Origin of the sequence: uncultured Jatrophihabitans sp. (assembly GCF_964246335.1) — a bacterium.
Classification (GTDB): Bacteria; Actinomycetota; Actinomycetes; order Mycobacteriales; family Jatrophihabitantaceae; genus Jatrophihabitans.
The window spans coordinates 31133-50782 of sequence record NZ_CAXTQF010000001.1 but is presented as its reverse complement, the minus strand read 5'-3'; the positions used below and the strand labels follow the sequence as shown (position 1 = coordinate 50782).

16 protein-coding genes are annotated in these 19650 nt (G+C 69.5%); 4 read left to right on the top strand and 12 right to left on the bottom strand.

The features are described from left to right. Positions 1–16: 16 nt before the first annotated feature. Positions 17–1702 (bottom strand): restriction endonuclease subunit M, encoded by a 1686-nt coding sequence (locus ACFFCN_RS00250; RefSeq protein ID WP_375488548.1) that lies wholly within the window; start codon positions 1700–1702, stop codon positions 17–19. A 483-nt stretch (positions 1703–2185) separates the two neighbouring features. Here ACFFCN_RS00250 and ACFFCN_RS00245 point away from each other — a divergent pair, with 483 nt between their 5' ends. Then, positions 2186–3064 (top strand): class I SAM-dependent methyltransferase, encoded by an 879-nt coding sequence (locus ACFFCN_RS00245; protein WP_375488546.1) that lies wholly within the window; start codon positions 2186–2188, stop codon positions 3062–3064. A 33-nt stretch (positions 3065–3097) separates the two neighbouring features. On the opposite strand, the gene ACFFCN_RS00240 is transcribed toward ACFFCN_RS00245, so the two are convergent. Continuing rightward, complete coding sequence (locus tag ACFFCN_RS00240; RefSeq protein WP_375488544.1) at positions 3098–4651, bottom strand: protease pro-enzyme activation domain-containing protein; 1554 nt, start codon at positions 4649–4651, stop codon at positions 3098–3100. A gap of 95 nt (positions 4652–4746) precedes the next feature. On the opposite strand from ACFFCN_RS00240, the gene ACFFCN_RS00235 reads away from it, so the two are divergent. From ACFFCN_RS00235 to ACFFCN_RS00225, 3 genes are read left to right on the top strand one after another with little or no spacing between them, the layout of a single operon-like run. Next, positions 4747–5793 (top strand): hypothetical protein, encoded by a 1047-nt coding sequence (locus ACFFCN_RS00235; protein WP_375488542.1) that lies wholly within the window; start codon positions 4747–4749, stop codon positions 5791–5793. A gap of 58 nt (positions 5794–5851) precedes the next feature. After that, the gene (locus tag ACFFCN_RS00230; protein WP_375488540.1) at positions 5852–5992 is read left to right on the top strand and encodes a hypothetical protein; all 141 of its coding nucleotides are present in this window, start codon (positions 5852–5854) and stop codon (positions 5990–5992) included. A gap of 4 nt (positions 5993–5996) precedes the next feature. Then, a complete protein-coding gene (locus tag ACFFCN_RS00225) occupies positions 5997–6998 on the top strand; it encodes a glycoside hydrolase family 3 N-terminal domain-containing protein (protein WP_375488538.1) in 1002 nt (333 codons plus the stop codon). Between the two features lie 4 nt (positions 6999–7002). Here ACFFCN_RS00225 and ACFFCN_RS00220 read toward each other — a convergent pair whose 3' ends face one another. From ACFFCN_RS00220 to ACFFCN_RS00175, 10 genes are all read right to left on the bottom strand, one after another. Further along, complete coding sequence (locus tag ACFFCN_RS00220) at positions 7003–8103, bottom strand: adenosine deaminase (protein ID WP_375488536.1); 1101 nt, start codon at positions 8101–8103, stop codon at positions 7003–7005. Positions 8104–8126: 23 nt separating this feature from the next. Next, positions 8127–8924 (bottom strand): LLM class flavin-dependent oxidoreductase, encoded by a 798-nt coding sequence (locus ACFFCN_RS00215; RefSeq protein WP_375488534.1) that lies wholly within the window; start codon positions 8922–8924, stop codon positions 8127–8129. 118 nt (positions 8925–9042) lie between these two features. After that, positions 9043–10350, bottom strand: coding sequence for a thymidine phosphorylase (locus ACFFCN_RS00210; RefSeq protein ID WP_375488532.1), 1308 nt, complete (start codon positions 10348–10350; stop codon positions 9043–9045). Next, positions 10347–10736 carry a cytidine deaminase gene (locus ACFFCN_RS00205; protein ID WP_375488530.1) on the bottom strand — a complete coding sequence of 130 codons (390 nt, stop codon included), beginning with the start codon at positions 10734–10736 and terminating at the stop codon, positions 10347–10349. The genes ACFFCN_RS00210 and ACFFCN_RS00205 overlap by 4 nt, the downstream gene beginning before the upstream one ends. Then, on the bottom strand, positions 10733–11947 hold the full coding sequence (locus ACFFCN_RS00200; protein ID WP_375488528.1) for a cytochrome P450: 1215 nt from the start codon (positions 11945–11947) through the stop codon (positions 10733–10735). The genes ACFFCN_RS00205 and ACFFCN_RS00200 overlap by 4 nt, the downstream gene beginning before the upstream one ends. Positions 11948–11954: 7 nt before the next feature. Next, the gene (locus tag ACFFCN_RS00195; protein WP_375488526.1) at positions 11955–13247 is read right to left on the bottom strand and encodes an ABC transporter permease; all 1293 of its coding nucleotides are present in this window, start codon (positions 13245–13247) and stop codon (positions 11955–11957) included. Beyond that, positions 13244–14365 (bottom strand): ABC transporter permease, encoded by a 1122-nt coding sequence (locus ACFFCN_RS00190; RefSeq protein WP_375488524.1) that lies wholly within the window; start codon positions 14363–14365, stop codon positions 13244–13246. The genes ACFFCN_RS00195 and ACFFCN_RS00190 overlap by 4 nt, the downstream gene beginning before the upstream one ends. Next, a complete protein-coding gene (locus ACFFCN_RS00185) occupies positions 14362–15924 on the bottom strand; it encodes an ABC transporter ATP-binding protein (protein ID WP_375488522.1) in 1563 nt (520 codons plus the stop codon). Before ACFFCN_RS00185 ends, ACFFCN_RS00190 begins: the two co-directional genes overlap by 4 nt. Before the next feature lie 103 nt (positions 15925–16027). Beyond that, positions 16028–17125, bottom strand: a complete 1098-nt coding sequence (locus ACFFCN_RS00180; RefSeq protein ID WP_375488520.1) for a BMP family protein — start codon at positions 17123–17125, stop codon at positions 16028–16030. 226 nt (positions 17126–17351) lie between these two features. Further along, positions 17352–19469, bottom strand: a complete 2118-nt coding sequence (locus ACFFCN_RS00175) for a RecQ family ATP-dependent DNA helicase (protein ID WP_375488518.1) — start codon at positions 19467–19469, stop codon at positions 17352–17354. Positions 19470–19650: the final 181 nt, after the last annotated feature.

The window sequence follows — 19650 nt, the reverse complement described above, 5'->3', positions numbered from 1 at the left end:
GTTGTAATCGCTTGACCTATCGGAATCGTCGGACCATTTCTGTATAACGATAACCGAGGTTTTTCGTATTGGTGAACTTCTGGAAAGTGTTTGCGCTGAGGCTGACGACGGCTAGAATACGGCCATGCGCCCGGAGGTAAGTACGTAGATATTCGGCGCTGACATTGTTGAAATTGCCTTGCGGCAGGACAAGCGCCATGCGGCCACCTGGCTTCAGAAACTTCATGCACCGTTCCACAAACAGCACGTCCCGGGACACGCTGTTGGCGCGCTTCGTCTTCCCCGGTGATCCCTTGTAAGCCAGGTCGTAACGTCCCAGCACCTCTGGCTGCTTGATAGAACCAGCAAACGGCGGGTTCGTCATGATGACGTCGAACGCGGCGTCGGGGATGCTGTGCACAAGGCCATCATCGCGGCCGAGCCATTCGCGGGGGTCTAGCGCGCTGACGCGGAAGATGTTGGAACGACCGTCGCCAGCTATAAGCATCATTGCTCGCGCGACGCGCATCAGGCGAGCGTCGAAATCAATACCGAACAATCGGTTACCGGCGTACTGTGATTTCTTAGTTTCGAAATTCGATTTGTACTTGGCCGTCAGGTAGCGAGTAGAAACCCAATTTAGCGTGTGGATGAGAAAACCCGCCGGTCCACATGCTGGATCGAGCACTCTTTCCGATTCTTTCGGGTTCAGCATGCGAACGCACATTTTGACAACCGGGCGAGGGGTAAAGTACTGGCCCTTGTCACCCTTTTGCTCGGGGTTAATCAGATATTCGAAAGCTGCGTCAATAACGTCGAGGTCGGCATCAAAAAACCGTTTGTCTTGAAATTCGGAGGCAACCGCGACAAGAGCTTCGGGCGAAAGCTCGATGTTTTCGTTTGCGCCGAAGATGTCCGGCCATTGAACACAAGCTTCTCGAAATATTGCGTTGATGTGCTTGTATTGAATCGCTGGGCTCTCGGTAGTTGTCCGAAAGTCAAGCGGTTCGTAGTCGCCTTTTTCGGATTCGTCGTACAATTTAGCGAAGATAAGTTTGAAAATTTCGTCGAATGTCGAAACACCAGCGTTCGTCAGTACAGTGTTTTCTAGATACTGAACTTCATCTTTGAGATCTTGCAATCTAATCAAATCAGCCTTGACGATAGCACTTTTCACATCGTCAATAGTTTCGCCGGTCGCCGGCAGCTTCTTGACTGACTCGAATATGTTCGGGTTGGATCGAAGCTGGTTGACGCGTGCGCCGCCGTTGACCCACGCGCCGAAATACACGCCAGTCGCGTTCATGTATGAGTGAAGCTGATCCAATCCATCGAGACGCTTAGGCTTCTTGCATTCAATGATGATATGCATATGCTCTTTGGTGCTGTCGCTATAGACGACGATGTCAGCTGCCTTATTGGCAAACGACGAACCCATCTTAATGCGAACCTCGATCGCGATCTGATCTAGGTCGTACCCCAGCTCATCGCGCAACTGCGCAAGCTCAAGTTGCCGGACGATCTCTTCCGGCCGTGCGAGCTTGACTTTCTGACTGACGAGACACGTCAGGTAGTAACGCCCACCTCGAACCAACATGGGAAGCGCGTGTCGAGCAGCTTCGGGGTACAGAGTGAGCTGATGCTTGACTTGGGCGTCACCGAAGATCGAGTCGAGGGCCTCGTCGATGTCAGCCGGTTTCATCCGGGCCACCACGTCGCTCATCGTGGATATCTTCGCATCCTGCTAGCCCGTTTACCGGCTGAAATCGCGGGCGAGAAGCTCCCGGTTTGACCAGCGTCTTGGGTCCGTCATCCCGCATGACGCCGACGGCGGAACGCCTTGTGGATGGCCACGCACGCGTCGCCCGCGAGTGAGCGCCGCGGCCGACGAGGTCGAGCACTTACTGCCCCGCCACGGACCTAGAGGATTGCCCACACAAACGTGCCGCGGGACTGCTTCTCGAACCCAGAGGTCTGCCCACACAAACGTGCCGCGGGACTGCTTCTCGAACCCAGAGGTCTGCCCACACAAACGTGCCGCGTGCGCCCGCGAGCAGTGCGCGTTGTCCCGCGAGCCGTATTGGCTGCTTCTGTGCGTCTCGAACAAGGGTCGGCACGAATGTGTGGGCAATCCTCTAGGACCGAATAAGGCCATGTGTTGTCGGCGGCGGGACCAACCGAACGCACGCGGCTATCGTCGGCGGCGATGCCTGCAGAGCCGACCCAAACCGCGGACACCGCGGACACCGCGGACACCGCGGACACCGCGGGCGCTGCTGACTCGGGCGGCGCGGTCTACACCCACGGCCACCACGATTCCGTGCTGCGCTCGCACCGCACCCGCACCGTGGCCGATTCCGCCGCCTACCTCGCGCCGCACCTGCGGACGGGCATGACGCTGCTCGATGTCGGATGCGGGCCGGCGACGATCACGGTCGAGCTTGCCGAGCGGGTCGCGCCGGGACGGGTGAGCGCAACGGAGATCAACGATGCCGCGCTGGACATCGCGCGACGTGAAGTCGCAGCGCGCGGGCGCGACAACGTCGACCTTCAGGTGGCCGACGTCCACGCGCTGCCGTTCGACGACGACACGTTCGACATCGTGCATGCGCATCAGGTGCTGCAGCACGTCGGCGACCCGGTGCGCGCGCTGGCGGAGATGCGGCGCGTGTGCCGGCCGGGCGGTCTCGTTGCCGCCCGCGACGCGGACTACGCGGCGTTCACCTGGTGGCCGGAGATCCCGGAGCTCGACGAGTGGCTACGGCTGTACCGGCTGGCAGCCAGGCGAAACGGCGGCGAACCCGACGCGGGACGCCGCATGCTCGCGTGGGCGCACGCTGCAGGCTTCACCGACGTGACGCCGACGACCAGCACCTGGTGCCGGGCGACCCCGGCTCAGCGCGAGGCGTGGGGCGGCATGTGGGCCGAGCGCGTGCTGCACTCCGATCTCGCGCGGCAATTGATCCGCGACGGTGACGCCGACGAGGCGCAGCTGCAGGCGATCTCGGCAGCGTGGCGGGCGTGGGTGCAGGAGCCCGACGGCTGGTTCGCGCTGCTGCACGGCGAGATCCTCTGCCGCGCCTGACCGCTGTCCGAAGCACCGCGGCCGGCGAACCGGCTACTTCGCCGCGCGTAGGGCAGCGAGCAGCTTCGCGCCGTCGGGCACGCCGAGGCCGGTGCACGCGTCCCAGCCGGCATCCGCGGAGTACGCGCCGTTGCTGCCCTCGGTGATGTCGCGAAAGCCGGGCGGCGAGGCAGTGGCCGTCGCGCCGGCGTACAGCTTGGTGTGCACGAGCCCCAGTGGCTTGCCCAGTTCCGCGGCGAGCCGGCATATGAGCCCTGCCCACAGGGGCGCAACGGCGCTGGTGCCGCCGAACACGGTGTCGGTGCCGTCGACACGCACCTTGTAGCCGGTCTGCGGATCGGCGTCGCCCGCGACGTCCGGCACGCCCCGGCCGACCTTGCCGCCGGCACCGGCGCGCTTGGGCAGGCCCGCTTGCTTCTGGTACGCCGGCACCGGGAAGGCGTCGCTGATGCCGCCGCCGGTGGCGCCGCCCTGGCCGCCGTCGTCCCACACCGTCTCGGCCGATGCCGTGCCGCTTGAATCGATGGTCAGATGCGTGCCGCCGCAGCCGAGCACGTGCGGGCTGGACGCCGGGAAGTCGGCGTGCGGCGCGCTGCCGGACTGGTTGTCCGTGCTGCCGTTGTCACCCGCCGCGGCCGTCACCGTGACGCCGAGCAATGCGGCGTCGGCGCAAGCGTTGTCCATCGCCGTGCGCGCCGACGCGCTCCACTGGTCCTCGCTCTGCCCCCAGCTGATGCTCATCGTGGTGGGCGCCGGCGTGGCGTGCGCCGCCTGCGTGATGGCGTCGAGGAACCCGCTGTCGGTGTTCGGCGCGAAGTACACGACCTGCGCCGCAGCGGGCGCGATGGCGCCCGCGACCTCGATGTCGAGCAGCACCTCCCCGTCGGCACCTTGTGGGTCCTTGCCCGCGACGTTCGTCGCGCCGTCGACGCCCACCGCTGTGACCTTCGGCGACGTCAGTTTCAGCTCCGCGAAGTACGCGTCCAGGTCGGACTGCGCGAACCCACCGCCGAGCTCGATGATCGCGATCGTCTGCCCGGCGCCGTCCGAGGGCGGCAAATCGTAGGCCTGGGCGATCTGCAGCGGCGTGTAGCCGGACGTGGCCGCGGCGGCACCGGCGACCGCATAGCGCGTCGCCGCCTGCGGCCGGTTGTCGAGGCCGAGCACACCGACCAGCAGGCCGCCGAGTTCGGCGGACAACGCGAGCTCGCCGTTCGGCTGATAGGCCGACGCGCCGTCGGCCAGCCGCACCTCGCGCAACTCGGTACCGAAGAGCGCGTTGACCGCCTGCGCCGCTCCGCGCACCTGCACCAACCGGGTGCCGGCGTCGGCCGCGACGACCTCGGCGCCCGCGGCGGTCACGGCGGCACGCACCGCCTCCAGATCGTCGGGTTGGGCGCCGTAGCGCTCGGCGAGCTCGTCCACCGTGAGCGGAGCTGCGTCGAACGCGGCGTCATCGGGTTCGGCGCGCCGGCGTAGCACCAGCGTGGCCGTGACCTCGGCGGCGGTGTCCAGGGGGCCGACGACCGACGCGTCGGCCCACAGGGTGCGCAGGTTGCCGGTGAACGGCACGCGGTTCTCGCTCATGCCGTAGATCATGGACCCTGCCGACGACAATTCCGACCTCGACCGGACTTCGGGCGGCATCCGAGACCCGGGTCCTGGCAGGTAGGTTCGCGCGTATGACGAGCTCCGCCGCCTCGATCGTCCCGATCACCCTCACCGTCAACGGCCGCACCGGCCTCACCCTGTGGGCGCCGCCCTGGGAGGACGAGGACGGGGACGAGTGGCACGGTTTCCTCGGCGACGGCGCCAAAATTCTGCTCTACCCGAACGCCGACGAACTCGCCACGTTCATCACGTCCGGCGAGGAGAACGACCTGTCCGATCACCCCGGCTGGGGCCAGGTGCTGAAGTCGACGCCGGCCGAGCTGCGTCCGGACGGCGATGACCACTACGACCTCGATGCCGTGTACGAGTGGGCAGGCGACGAACCCGACCCGGTGCACGTGTCCGCGCTGGCCAACGTCGTCGACATGGTCGCCAAGATCGCCGACTGCTGCGACGACGGCGCGCTGCGGCGGCTCGTCGAGGACACGCCGGAGTACGCCGAGCTGACCGACGACGAGGTGAGCTACCAGGGCAAGGACGGCCGCAAGCGCTGGAACGAGCTCGGCGACACCATCGCCGACTCGTGGGAGCGGGCGATCAACCGCGTCGACTCGTGGCTCAACTGGCAGGGCGAGTACGACGAGGAAGACGCCGAGATCCTCGACGAGGAGGCGCTGTGGGCGCGGGTCGGCGCGCAACCGATCGAGCTCGTCGTCCAGGACACGACGTACTACACCGTCCGCGGCGAGGTGCTCGTCGACGCATCCAGCACGAACACCGAGATGGCGTTCATCGGCGGCGACGAACGGGTCGCCGTGTTCACCTCGGTCGCCGACCTCGCCGACTACTGCCGCACGGCCAAGGGTCACCGACTGATGAAGCTCGAGTGGTGGAACGAGCTGGCCGACGTCGAGGACGACGCCGAGTTCACGCCGGAGGACGACGCCCGCTTCGACCTGCGCAAGCCGACGCCGGATGCGGTGGCCGTCGCCCGCCAGCTCGCGGACTTCTGCGGACTGCACGACGACGTCGAGGTGCTCGACGGACCGCGCGTCGACCGTGACGACTGGCGCGCGCTGGTCGACGAGATCGAGTCGTGTTTCGAGAAGGCGGACTGATCCGCTCCACCGCCGGGGTCGCCGTGTTGGCCGCGACCGTGCTGGCCGCGCTCGCGGCGTGCACGGACGGTTCCGGCGGCGGTTCGTCGACGCCGTCGCGTCCACCATCGTCCACCAAGCCGCCCGCGTCGTCGCCCCACAGCCCGACGGCCAGTTCCCGCGCACCGGCACCGAGGCCGGCCGCGCAGCAGGCGCTTGACGCGATGAGCCTGCGTGAACGCGTCGGTCAGCTGCTGATGGTGGACTCGCCGTCCACCGCCGTCGGCGGCGCAACGCGCACAGCCGTCGAGGCCCACCACGTGGGCGCGGTCATCCTCGACGGCACCAGCACGGCCGGCGTCAGCACGACGCGGGACGTGACCGACCGGCTGCGGCGCCTCGCGCCACGCGACGTCGGGCTGCTCATCGCCACCGATCAGGAGGGCGGGCAGGTGCAGCGGCTACAGGGCGCGGGGTTCACCCGCGTGCCGAGCGCCGTCGCACAGGGCGCGTTGACGCCGTCGACACTGCAGCACGATGCGCAGCAGTGGGGCGACGAGCTGCGGCGGGCGGGCGTGGACGTCGACCTCGCACCGGTGCTCGACACCGTCCCGCCCGGCACCACGCACAACCCGCCGATCGGCGACCTCGACCGCGAGTACGGCCGGCATCCCGACGCGGTGAGCACGCACGGAGTCGCCGTACTGCGTGGCCTCGCCGCAGCGCACGTCGCCGCGACCGCCAAGCACTTCCCGGGCCTCGGCCGGGTCGCCGGCAACACCGACACGACGGCCGGCGTCACCGACACCGCGACCACCCGGAACGACGCCTACCTCGCGCCGTTCCGTGCCGCGGTGCAGGCGCACGTCCCGTTCGTGATGATGTCGACGGCGATCTACCGCCAACTTGATCCGGGCACACCCGCGGCGTTCTCACAGCCGATCGTCACCGGGATGCTGCGCGAGCGACTCGGCTTTCGCGGCGTGGTGATCAGCGACGACGTGGGCGCGGCGAAGCAGGTGGCGCGCTACTCCCCCGGCGAACGAGCGGTGCGTTTCGTCGCAGCCGGCGGCGACATGGTGCTTACCGTCGACGCGTCGCAGGCGGGTGAGATGTGCGACGCGTTGGTGGCGCGGGCGACGAGCGACAAAACCTTCCGCACACTCGTCGACGCGGCCGCACTGCGCGTGTTGCAGGCCAAGCAGGCGTTCGGCCTGCTGCGGTAGCGCGTCAGCCCATCAACGCCGCATAACCGGGCTTGACGACGTCGTTGATGATCGCCAGGCGTTCGTCGAAGCCGATGAATGCGCTCTTCAGCGCGTTGACGGTGAACCACTGCAGGTCGGCCCAGGTGTAGCCGAACGCCTCGCTCAGCAAGAACATCTCGCGGGTCATCGACGTACCGCTCATCAGCCGGTTGTCGGTGTTCACGGTGACCCGGAAGTGCAGGCGACGCAGCAGGCCGATCGGGTGCTCGGCGATCGACGCGGCCGCGCCGGTCTGCACGTTGGACGACGGGCACATCTCCAGCGGGATGCGCTTGTCCCGCACGTACTGCGCGAGCCGGCCCAGCCGGGCGCCCTCGCGGGTGGTGCCGGTGTCGTCCGCGACGATGTCGTCGACGATGCGCACACCGTGCCCGAGCCGGTCGGTGCCGCACCACTGGATCGCCTCCCAGATGGACGGCAGCCCGAACGCCTCGCCGGCGTGGATGGTGAAGTGGAAGTTCTCCCGCCGCAGGTACTCGAAGGCGTCGAGATGGCGCGACGGCGGGTAGCCGGCCTCGGCGCCGGCGATGTCGAAGCCGACGACGCCGGAGTCGCGGTAGTGCGCCGCGAGCTCGGCGATCTCCAGCGACCGCGCCGCGTGTCGCATGGCCGTCGCGATCGCGCCGACCTGAATGCGTTGCCCCGCGGCGGCCGCGTTGGCGGTGCCCTCGGCGAACCCGTTGAGCACCGCCTCGACGACCTGCTCGAGGGTGAGCCCGTTGTCGACGTGCAGTTCGGGCGCCCACCGGACCTCGGCGTAGACGACACCGTCCGCCGCGAGGTCCTCGACGCACTCACGCGCGACGCGGGTGATGCCCTCGACGGTCTGCATGATCGCAACCGGGTGCACGAACGTCTCGAGGTAACGCACCAGCGACCCGGAGTCGGCCGACTCGCGAAACCATGCGGCGAGTTCGTCGACGTCGTAGCTGGGCAACGCGTCGTAGCCGATGCGGCGGGCCTCGTCGATGATCGTCGCCGGCCGCACGCCGCCGTCGAGATGGTCGTGCAGCAGGACCTTCGGCGCGGTGCGGATGGACTCGAAGGTCAGCGGGGTCGGCATGAGGTCACGTTATCGATCTGGCTTCACGGCACGAGCGGGCGCACCTCGTGCGCGACCCGCTGCACGAAGTCGGTGAGCGGCACGTCGTCGGCGAGCGAGCGCAGCAGCACGTGGGTGACACCCAGCTCGGCGAGTGCAGTGACCCGCTCGGCGGTGCGCTGCGCGGGCTCGTCGGCCGGGACGCCGCGGAACACGACGACGTTCCCAGCGCCGTCGCGACCGGAGTCCGAGCGCGCCGCGAGGTAACCGGGCAGGGCGGCGCGGACGGCATCGTCGTCCACCTGCTCGTCGAGGATGACGCCGTCGGCGAGCTCGCCGCCCACGGCGACGGTCTTCGGCCCGCGGCCGCCCACCACGAGCGGCGGAGCCTGGCGCGTCGGCCAGTCGAGCGCGACGCCGTCGAGGCGCACGTAGCGGCCGGACGTCGTGACCGTCTCGCCGGCCAGCAGCGCGTGCAGCGCCTCGGTGTATTCGCGCAGCAGCGCCATCGGTGATTCCACGCGCGCGCCCACCTGACCCATCCAGTCGAGTACGCCGTGGCCGATGCCCGGGACGAACCGGCCGGGGAACGTGCGCTCGATGGTCGCGATCTCCATCGCGGTGAGCGCGACATTGCGCAGCGGCACCGGCAGCAATCCGATACCGAGCGTCAACCGCTCGGTCCAGGCCAGCGCGGCGGCGGCGCTCGCGATGCCGCCCTCGCGGAAGCAGTCCTCCCACACCCACAGTTGCTCGAGCCCCGCGGCGTCCGCGGCCTGCGCCACGGCGCGCAGCTGTTCCGGTGGTTGATCGGGCGGGAAGATGGCTCCGAGCGTCGTCATACCCGAATCCTGTCACCCTCCGCCGACGGTGCCCCAGCCCCTTCTTGCATGCCGAGATGACCAAATTCCGGGCCGGAATTTGGTCATCTCGGCATGCAAGAAGCGAACAGGGCGGGGGTCAGGCGATGCGGTCGAGGATCAGGGGGGACGGCTCGTACACCGTGCCGATGTCGTAGGCGCCGTGCAGCGCGTCGAGCGCGCGGTCGAAGCGGCCGGCGTCGTCGGCGTGCAGCTCGAGCAGCGGCTGACCGGCCTGCACGGTATCGCCGGGTTTGGCGTGCAGCACCACACCGGCACCAGCGGACACCGCGTCCTCCTTGCGCGCCCGGCCCGCGCCGAGCCGCCACGCAGCCACCCCGACGGCCAGGGCGTCGAGCCGCGCCACCGTGCCGGACGTCGGCGCCGGCACGGTGTGCGTCTCGCGCGCGACCGGCAGCGCCGCCGACGGATCGCCGCCCTGCGCCGTGATCATCGCGCGCCAGACGTCCATGGCACGTCCGTCGCGCAGCGCGTCCGCGGGGTCGACGTCGACGAGCCCCGCACCGGCGAGCATCTCGCGGGCGAGCGCGAGCGTCAGCGTCACGACGTCGCTCGGGCCGCCGCCGGCGAGCACCTCGAGCGACTCGCGCACCTCCAGCGCGTTGCCCGCGGTCAGGCCGAGCGGCGTCGACATGTCGGTGAGCAGCGCGACCGTGTGCGTGCCGTGCTCGGTGCCCAGCGCGACCATCGTGCGGGCCAGCTCGCGCGCGTCGTCGACCGATTTCATGAATGCGCCGGTGCCGACCTTCACGTCGAGCACCAGCGCCGACGACCCCTCGGCGATCTTCTTGCTCATGATCGACGACGCGATGAGCGGGATCGCCTCGACGGTGCCGGTGACATCGCGCAGCGCATAGAGCTTGCGATCCGCGGGCGCCAGTCCGTCCCCCGCCGCGCACACCACCGCGCCGACCGAGCCGAGCTGGCGCAGGAACTCGTCGTTGGACAGCTGCGCGCGCCAGCCGGGGATCGACTCGAGCTTGTCCAGCGTGCCGCCGGTGTGGCCCAGGCCGCGGCCGGACAGCTGCGGGACGGCTGCCCCGCACGCAGCGACCAGTGGCGCCAACGGCAGCGTGATCTTGTCACCGACGCCGCCGGTCGAGTGCTTGTCCGTGGTCGGGCGGGTGACCGACGACAGGTCGAGCGTCTCCCCCGACGCGATCATCGCGGCGGTCCAGCGGGCGATCTCGGCACCGGACATGCCACGCAGGAGGATCGCCATCGCGAGCGCCGACATCTGCTCGTCCGCGACCGCGCCGCGGGTGTAGGCGTCGATCACCCAGTCGATCTGTGCGTCGTCGAGCGTGCCGCCGTCGCGCTTGGTCCGGATGACGTCGACGGTGTCGAACGGCTCGCTGCCGCGACCGGTGTCGAACGCCTCGCTCACGCCAGGTCCGCCGGGCCGAACGCGAGCGGCAGCACCTCGGCCATCGTCTTCGTACCCTCGGCGGTGTCGACGAGCAGGTCCGGGCCGCCGTGTTCCCACAGCAGCTGCCGGCACCGCCCGCACGGCATCAGCACCGACCCGTGGGAGTCGACGCACGCGAACGCGACGAGCTGGCCGCCGCCCGTCGCGTGCAGCGCCGACACCAGGCCGCACTCCGCGCACAGCCCGACACCGTAGGACGCGTTCTCGACGTTGCAGCCGACGACGACCCGGCCGTCGTCGACGAGCGCCGCGGCACCGACCGGAAACTGCGAGTACGGCGCGTACGCGCGGCCCATCGCCTCGACGGCGGCCCGCCGCAACATCGGCCAGTCGATCTCGGTCATCCGGTCGCTCCTTCGGTAGTGACCTGCAGCGAGCGCACGCCGCGGATCACGAACTCCGGCCGCCGCACGGGCGTCTCGGCGAGCGCGAGCCGCGGGAAGCGGCGCAGCAGCGTGCCGAGTGAGCTCTGCAATTCGACGCGGGCCAGCGGCGCGCCGACGCAGAAGTGGATGCCGGCGCCGAAGCCGAGGTGCGGGTTGTCCCGGCGTCCGACGTCGAAGCGGTCCGGGTCGGCGAACACCGCGGGATCGCGGTTCGCGGCACCGAGCAGCGCGGCGATCTTGACCCCGGCGGGGACGACGACGTCACCGATCTGCGTATCGGCCACGGCGGTGCGCTCGAACAGCTGCAGCGGTGAGTCGAAGCGGATCAACTCCTCCACCGCGCTCGGCACCAGATCGGGGTCGGCGCGCAGTGCGCCGAGCTGGTCCGGGTGCTGCAGCAGCGCCGTGACGCCGTTGCCGACGACGTTCACCGTTGCCTCGTGACCGGCGTTGAGCAGCAGCGTGCAGGTGGTGACGAGCTCGTCCTCGCTCAACCGGGCACCGTCGGCGTCGGTCTCCGCGATCAGCGACGACACGAGGTCGTCGCCGGGCGTGCGGCGGCGTTCGGCCACCAGTGCACGCAGGTAGGCGACGAACTCGGCCGAGGCCTGCTCCGCAGCCGCGCGCTGCGCGTCGGACACCGCGTACTCGTACATCTTCACGATGGCGTTCGACCACGGACGCAGCAGCGGCCAGTCGGGCTCGGGCACGCCGAGCAGTTCGGCGATGACCTGGACGGGCAGCGGCTCGGCGTAGTGCGCGATGAGGTCGACGGAGGCGCCGCCGCCGCCGGCCTCGGCCACGCCATCGGCGAGCCGCTCGGCCAGTCGGGCGATGCGCGGGCGCAGCCGCTCGACGTGTCCGCGCGCGAACGCCGCGGCGATCAGTCGGCGCAGGCGAGTGTGCGTCGGCGGTTCGTTCTCGAGCAGCGAGTTGACGTGGATCAAGTCGAAGGCAGGCATCGGGACGCTCGGCCAGCGCGGCGCCCACAGCCGGCCGAGTGAACGCGCGCGCAGCACCGCACTGGCCGCGGCGTGCGTGAACGTCAGCCACATCTGCATGCCGTCGTGCCATTGCACCGCACCGTCGGCCCGCGCCGCGGCGAAGTGCGGGTACGGGTCCGCGACGACGTCGGGGGCCGTCAGGTCCAGTTCGGTAGCGAGCCGCACGGCGGGGTCAGGCCCCTTGCCCGCGCCGCCACGGCAAGCCGTCGGCCGCCGGCATGCGCAACCGTTGCGACGCGATGGCCAGCACGAACAAGGTGATGATCTGCGGGCTGTAGGTGGCGAACTCGTCAGGGATGCTGTCGGTGGTCAGGTACCAGATCAGCAGCAGCGCGGCCGCCACCAGCGCGACAATCCCTTGACGGAGATGTCGGCGGAACAGGGCGTACGCCGCTACTGCGAACAGCACGATCGCGATCAGCAACAGCAGTGCGTGCACGGTTTTGTCGGAGAACTGCTGCTGCAGCGCATCCGTGTAGCCGAACAGGCTGGAGCCCGCGAGCAGCCCGCCCGGCCGCCAGTTGCCGAAGATCATCGCGGCGAGGCCGATGTACCCGCGCCCGGCAGTCTGATTCTCGTGATAGATGCCGGTGTACTCGACGAGGAACGCACCGCCGAGGCCGGCCAGCAGCCCGGAGACGACCACCGCGGTGGACTTCATCGTGTAGACCTTCACGCCAAGCGTCTCGGCTGCCGTCGGGTTCTCCCCGCACGAGCGCAACCGCAGGCCGAACGACGTGCGCCACAGGACGAACCAGGTCAGCGGGATCAGCAGCAGCGCGATGATGGTGAACAGGTTGAGGTTGCTCAGCACGCCGTTCACGAGGCCGGCGAGATCGGAGAGCAAAAACCAGTGGTGGTTCTGGATGCGGGTCAGGAAGTGGTCGGCGGCGTGCCAGTCGAGTGTGGAGAAGGTCTTGACCTTCGGTGACTGGGTAGGGCCGCCACCGGCCTTCAGGGCAGCAGGCGTGTTGAAGTAGATACCGGACAGGTACTTGGTGACGCCGGGCGCCAAGAGGTTGATCGCGACTCCGGAGATGATCTGGTCGACGCCGAAACCGACCGTCGCGATCGCGTGCAGCACACCGCCGATCAGCCCCCCGAGCAGGCCACCGACGAGCAGCATCCACGGACTGCCGGTCTTGTAGACGAACTCGGCCGCGAACCAGGTGCCGAAGATCATTTCGCCCTCGAGGCCGATGTTCACCACACCGGACCGCTCGGACCACAGGCCGCCCAGGCCGGCGAGCATGATCGGCATCGCAGCGTTGATGGCGCCGCCGAGTGCACCGTCGGACGTGAGGTCGCTCTGCCCGCTGATCACCCGCGTGAGGCTGAGGGCGACGAGTCCGAAGAACGCGGCGAGCACGAGCCGGGTCAGCGTGCGGTTGACCACGTCGGCGCGCCGGTCTGCACGCAGCCCCGCGTCGGACACCGCCTGCGCCGAGGCGTCACGGATCGTCATGCCTGCGCACCGTCCGCGGGCAACGGATCGGCACCGGCCGGTGGCGCAGCCAGTTCACGGCCGACCCGGCGCTGCTGCAGGCGCAGGCCGTAGCGCCGCACCAGCTCGTAGGCGACGACCGCGGACAGCACGACGACGCCCTCGGCGATCGCCACGATCGAGGTCGGGATGTTGTTGATCTGCAGGATGTTCGACGAGGTGTCGAGGAACGCCCACAACAGCGAGGTGAAAACGATGCCCAGTGGGCTGTTGCGGCCGAGCAGCGCGATCGCGATGCCGGTGAAGCCGATGCCCGACGGCGTGCTCAGCGAGTAGTTGTGCGCCTCGCCGAGCAGCACCGGCATGTTGACCAGTCCCGCCACCGCTCCGGAGAGCAGCATCGCGATGAGCACCATCTTCTTCACGTTGACGCCGCTGGCCTGCGCGGCCGACGCCGAGCGCCCGGTGGCGCGCAGGTCGAAGCCGAACCGGGTGCGCGACACCAGCAACTGGAAGCCGACACCGACGATGATCGCCAGGACGATCAAGCCGTACACCTTGGTGTCCGCCCCCGGAATCAGCGGAAACCCGCGCACCTGCCCGGAGCCGTCGATGGGTTTCGTGGTCAGGCTCTCGCCGGACAGTTGGCCGAGTCGCTTGGGCGTCAGCAGGTAGGCGATGACGCCGGTCGCGATGAAGTTGAGCATGATCGTCGAGATGACCTCGCTGACGCCGCGGGTCACCTTCAGCACTCCGGCGATGCCGGCCCACACCGAACCGACCAACATGGCCACCACGACGATGGCGATCTGGTGCAGCCCGTTCGGCAGCGCGACCTCACCGCCGAACGCGGCGGCCAGCAGTGCGGCCAACTGGTACTGGCCGTCCACGCCGATGTTGAACAGGTTCATCCGGAAACCGATCGCCACCGCGATCGCCGACAGGTAGTACGTCGTCGCCTGATTGACGATGGCGGCCAGCTGATCGGCACCGGTGCCGTAATCCACCATCTGGGTGAGGGCGCCGATCGGCGCGTGCCCGGTGGCCAGCAGGACCAGCGAGGTGATCACCGCGGCGAAGGCGACGGCCAGCACCGCAGCGAATACGCCCAGGCCGAGCCTGCCCAGTCGCTCTCTCACGAGTCGGCACCGGTCATCGCTGTGCCGAGCTCGCTCGGCGTGACGGTGCGCGGATCCATTTCCGCGACGAGCCGCCCGCGCAGGATGACGCGCAGCGTGTCGGACATACCGATCAGCTCGTCGAGGTCAGCGGAGATCAACAGGACGGCCAGGCCCTCGGCACGGGCAGTGCGCAACAGATCCCAGATCGCGGCTTGCGCACCGACGTCGACGCCGCGCGTCGGGTGCGAGGCGATCAGCACCTGCGGGTTGGCGCTCATCTCCCGCCCGACGATCAGCTTCTGCTGGTTGCCACCGGACAGCGATGCCGCGGTCACGTCGATACCCGGCGTGCGGACGTCGTAGCTGTCCACGATGCGCGCGGTGTCGCGCTTCGCGCCGCGCACATCGAGGAGCGGCCCGCGGGCGTTCGGCCGCTCGGTCTGGTGGCCGAGCATCCGGTTCTCCCACAGCGGCGCCTCGAGCAGCAGGCCCTGGCGGTGCCGGTCCTCGGGGATGTAGCCGATGCCGGCACGGCGCCTGCGCCGCGTCGACCAGCCCGAGATGTCCTTGCCGTCCAGGGTGATGCGGCCGGTGGCGCCGGGGCGCAGCCCCAGGATCGCCTCGACGAGCTCGGCCTGGCCGTTGCCCTCGACACCGCCGACGCCGACGATCTCGCCGCGCCGGATGGTGAAGCTGATGTCGTCGAGCACCGGGCGTCCCTCGGCCGAGCGGACGGTCAGCCCGGCGACGTCCAGAGCCACCGTGTCGGTGATCGTCGATTCACGCAGTTCGGGGACCGGCAGTTCGCTGCCGACCATCAGCTCGGCGAGTTGGCGCGCGGTGGTCTGCTTCGGGTCCACCGTGCTGACCGTTGTCCCTCGCCGGATGACGGTGATCTCGTCGGCGACGGAGAGCACCTCGTCGAGCTTGTGCGAGATGAACAGCACGGTCAGGCCCTCGGCCTTGAGCTCGCGCAGGTTGCCGAACAGCTCGTCGACCTCCTGCGGTACGAGCACCGCTGTCGGCTCGTCGAGGATGAGGATGCGCGCGCCCCGGTAGAGCACCTTGCAGATCTCGACGCGCTGCCGGTCGCCGACGCCGAGGTTCTCGACGAGCTCGTCCGGGCGCAGGCCGAGCCCGTACGCGTCGGAGATCTCGATGATCTTGCGTCGGGCAGCCCGCTTGTCGAGGCGGGCGCCGCGCGTGGGTTCGGCGCCGAGCACGATGTTCTCGAGCACGGTCAGGTTGTCGGCGAGCATGAAGTGCTGGTGCACCATGCCGATGCCCGCGCGGATCGCGTCGCCGGGCGACCCGAAGTGCACCGGCGAGCCGTTGATCTCGATCGTCCCCTCGTCCGGCTTGTGCATGCCGTACAGGGTCTTCATCAGCGTCGACTTCCCGGCGCCGTTCTCGCCGACGATCGCGTGCACATGACCGCGCCGCACCGTGATGTCGATGTCGGAATTGGCGACGACGCCCGGGTAGCGCTTGGTGATGCCACGCAGCACCACGGCATCGTCGGACCCTGCCGACGCCGCTGCGGGTACCTGCCCTGACGCCGCGGATTCAGCGCTCATACGGGTAGCCACACCGTCCTAGGAAACGTGCAAGCGGGAGAACCGAGACCGGTCCGGAAAGACGCTATACCGCGCCTTCCCGGACCGGTCCGGACGTGCAGGGTCAGGGCTTGGTCGGCACCGTGATCTGCCCGCTGATGATCTGCTGCTTGTACTTGTTGATGGTCGCCTCGTAGGGCTTGATCTTCGGGTTGGACGTTGCGTAGCCGACACCGTTGCCCTGCAGGCTGAACCGCTGGACGCCGGCCTTGAACTGACCCTTCGCGGCGGTCGAGATGAAGGAGTAGACCGCGGTGTCCACACCCTTCAGCGCGGAGGTCAGGATCAGGGACTTCTCGTTGGCCGGCGCAGTCTGGTACTGGTCGGAGTCGACGCCGATCGCAAGCTTGTTGTCCTGTTTCGCGGCGTCGAACAACCCCGCTCCGGAACCGCCCGCAGCGTGGTAGACCACGTCCGCACCGGCGGCGTACATGCCGAGCGCAGCGGTCTTGCCCTTGGCCGGGTCGCTGAATCCACCGAAGTCCGGCGGCTGGGTCAGGTACTTGACCTGGATCTTGATCGACTTGTTGATCACGTGCACGCCGGCGTCGAAGCCCGCCTGGAACTTCTGGATCAGCGGCTCGTTCACGCCGCCGATGAAGCCGACGTTCTTCGTCTTCGTCGCGAGCGCCGCGGCGACGCCCACCAGGTAGGAACTCTCGTTCTCGGTGAACAGCAGGCAGGTCACGTTCGGCTGCACGCCGGTGCCGCCCTGCGCCGTGGTGGTGCAGTTACCCGCGTCGTCCACGATCGCGAAGTGCGTCTTCGGGAACTTCGGCACGACCTTCTGCACCGCGGTGGCGTACGCGAATCCGACGGCGACGATCGGGTTGTAACCCGACTGGGCCAGCAGCGTGAGCCGGCTCTCCTTCGACTGCTCGCTCTCGCCCTGGGTGGCTGCGAGTTCCTTCGTCTGGACGCCGAGGGTGGTCTTCGCCTTGTCCAGCCCTGCCGCCGCGAGGTCGTTGAACGACTTGTCCCCGCGACCACCGACGTCGTAGGCCATGCCGACCTTGACGTTCTTGGTCTGCGCGCCGCCGCTGCCTGCAGCCGCCCCGCCCGAGGACGGCGAACCCGAGCCGCTACTGCCGCTGCCGCCGCCGCTGCTGCCACATGCCGCCAGCGCCACGGCGGCGGTCACCGCCAGCGCGCCGACCCTCATCCCACGCACGATGCGCAAGACCGATCCCCTCACTCTCGCCTGACCGTGCCGCACCCGGCGAAGGCCACTCCCCCGCTCGGGCGCCGCGGCACGTGATGGGCAGACGGTAGTGCCTGCCGTCTCGGCGCCAGCAAGCGTCCCCGGCGTCGAGACCGGATTGTTGCGCGCAGACCATCCGCGGTACATGTGACAGGTCGTGCCGACCAGGCCGTCCGGCCCGTCGGCGTCAGCCCGCGATGCCGAGCACGAACGGATGCACCACCTCCGCACCGGCCATCCGCAGCGCCCGCGCGACGACGGTGAGTGTCCAGCCGGTGTCGGTGACGTCGTCGACGAGCAGCACGGCGCGGCCCGCGACCTGCGCAGCAAGCTCGCCCGGCAGCCGGTAGGCCGACCACACGTCGCGCAGCCGGAACGCGCTGTTGGCCCGGCCCTGCGCGGACGCGCCAAGGTGCTCGACCGCACCGAGGTGCGGCAGCCGGCCGACCTCGGCCCGCCGCGCGGCGGGGGGGCCGCCCCGCCGCGGGTGCCGCCGCGACCCGACGTGCACGACGACCTCGGGACGGCGTTCCCAGCCCCACGCGGCGAGCACCGCGATGCTCGCCCGCAGCAGCTCGCCCGGCAGCGGCGCGTCCGGGGCTTGATCGTCCGCGACCGCGCGCACCGCCTGCCCCAGGCCGAGGTCGGTGAACCGGGCGATCGCCCGGCCGGCGAGCGGTTGCTGCGCGGCGTCTATGCGGCCGCGCACGTCGACGCCGAGGTTCGGCATGGCCGACGGCCACATCCGGCGCGGGTCGAAGGGCACGCCGGGGCGCGCCAGCGTGTCGTCGGCAGCGTGCACGGCGGCGTCCGCGACGTCGGTGTCGAGCTGCAGGCCACCGCAGTTGTCGCAGCGCCCGCAGTCGTCGGCGTGCGGGTCGTCGAGCTGCTCGCGCAGGAACCGCAGCCGGCAGCGGTCGGTGGCGAGGTAGTCGAGCATCGCCTGCTGCTCGTCGCTGCGCACCTGCGCGACCCGCGCGTACCGATCGGCGTCGTAGTGCCAGGGCTCGCCGGTGGCGACCCAGCCGCGGCCGACCCGCCGCACTGCGCCGTCGACGTCGAGCACCTTGAGCATGGCTTCCAGCCGCGAGCGGGAGAGCTCGACGCGGGTCTCGAGCGTGGCGGTGCTGACCGGGCCCTCCTCCGCGCCGAGCACGGCCAGCGCCTCGCGGACCTGCGCCTCGGCCGGGAAGCCGACGGACGCGAAGTAGCTCCAGATGGCGCGGTCCTCGGCGCCGGGCAGCAGGATCACCTGCGCGTCGTCCACGCCGCGGCCGGCGCGGCCCACCTGCTGGTAGTAGGCGATCGGCGACGCCGGCGCCCCGAAGTGGACGACGAAGCCGAGGTCCGGCTTGTCGAAGCCCATGCCGAGCGCCGACGTGGCCACCAGCGCCTTGACCCGGTTGGCGAGCAGGTCGTCCTCGGCGGCCAGCCGCTCCGCGTGTTCGGTCTGCCCGGTGTAGGCGGCGACGGCCAGGCCGCGCCCGCGCAGGTAGTCGGCGACGTCCTGCGCGGCCGCGACGGTGAGCGTGTAGACGATGCCCGAGCCGGGCAGCTGCTCGAGCCGGTCGGCCAGCCAGGCGAGGCGGTGCGCCGTGGACGGCAGCGCAGCCACGCCCAGGCGCAGCGACGCGCGGTCGAGGCTGCCGCGCAGCACCAGCACGTCCTCGGCCGCGGTACCGAGGCCCAACACGTCGGCGACGTCGGTGACGACGCGGCCGTTGGCGGTGGCGGTGGTGGCGAGCACCGGGATGCCCGTGGGCAGTTCGGGCAGCAGGGTGCGCAGCCGACGGAAGTCGGGCCGGAAGTCGTGGCCCCAGTCGCTGATGCAGTGCGCTTCGTCGACGACGAGCAGGCCACAAGACGCGGTCAGCTGCGGCAGCACGTTCTCCCGGAAGTCGGGGTTGTTCAGCCGCTCCGGCGAGAGCAGCAGGACGTCGACCTCACCCGCGGCCACCGCGTCGTAGGTGGCGCGCCATTCGTCGACGTTGGCGGAGTTGACGGTCGCCGCGTTGATGCCGGCGCGCTGCGCGGCCGCGATCTGGTTGCGCATCAGGGCGAGCAGCGGCGAGACGATCACCGTGGGGCCGGCGCCCGCAGCGCGCAACAGGGCGGTGGCGACGAAGTACACCGCCGACTTGCCCCAGCCGGTGCGCTGCACGACGAGCGCGCGGCGCCGGTCGGCGACCAACGCCTCGATCGCGCGCCACTGGTCGTCGCGCAACCGGGCGTCCGGTCCGGCCAGCGCGCGCAGATGCTCTTCGGCGCGCTCGCGCAGCCCGGCACGCTCGATCGTCGTGGTCACCGGACCTGTCTAGCAGCGGCCGGTGACGTTCTTGGCCACGGCCTGAGTCCGTCACGCACCGGAAACGTGCGCCCGGGATCGTGGAGGGCATGACGACGACACAGACCACGGAGCCCCGCGCCCTGCGAGCCCGCCTCGCGACGGCCCTGCGCCGCCTGCCCGCCGCCACCGACGCCTACAC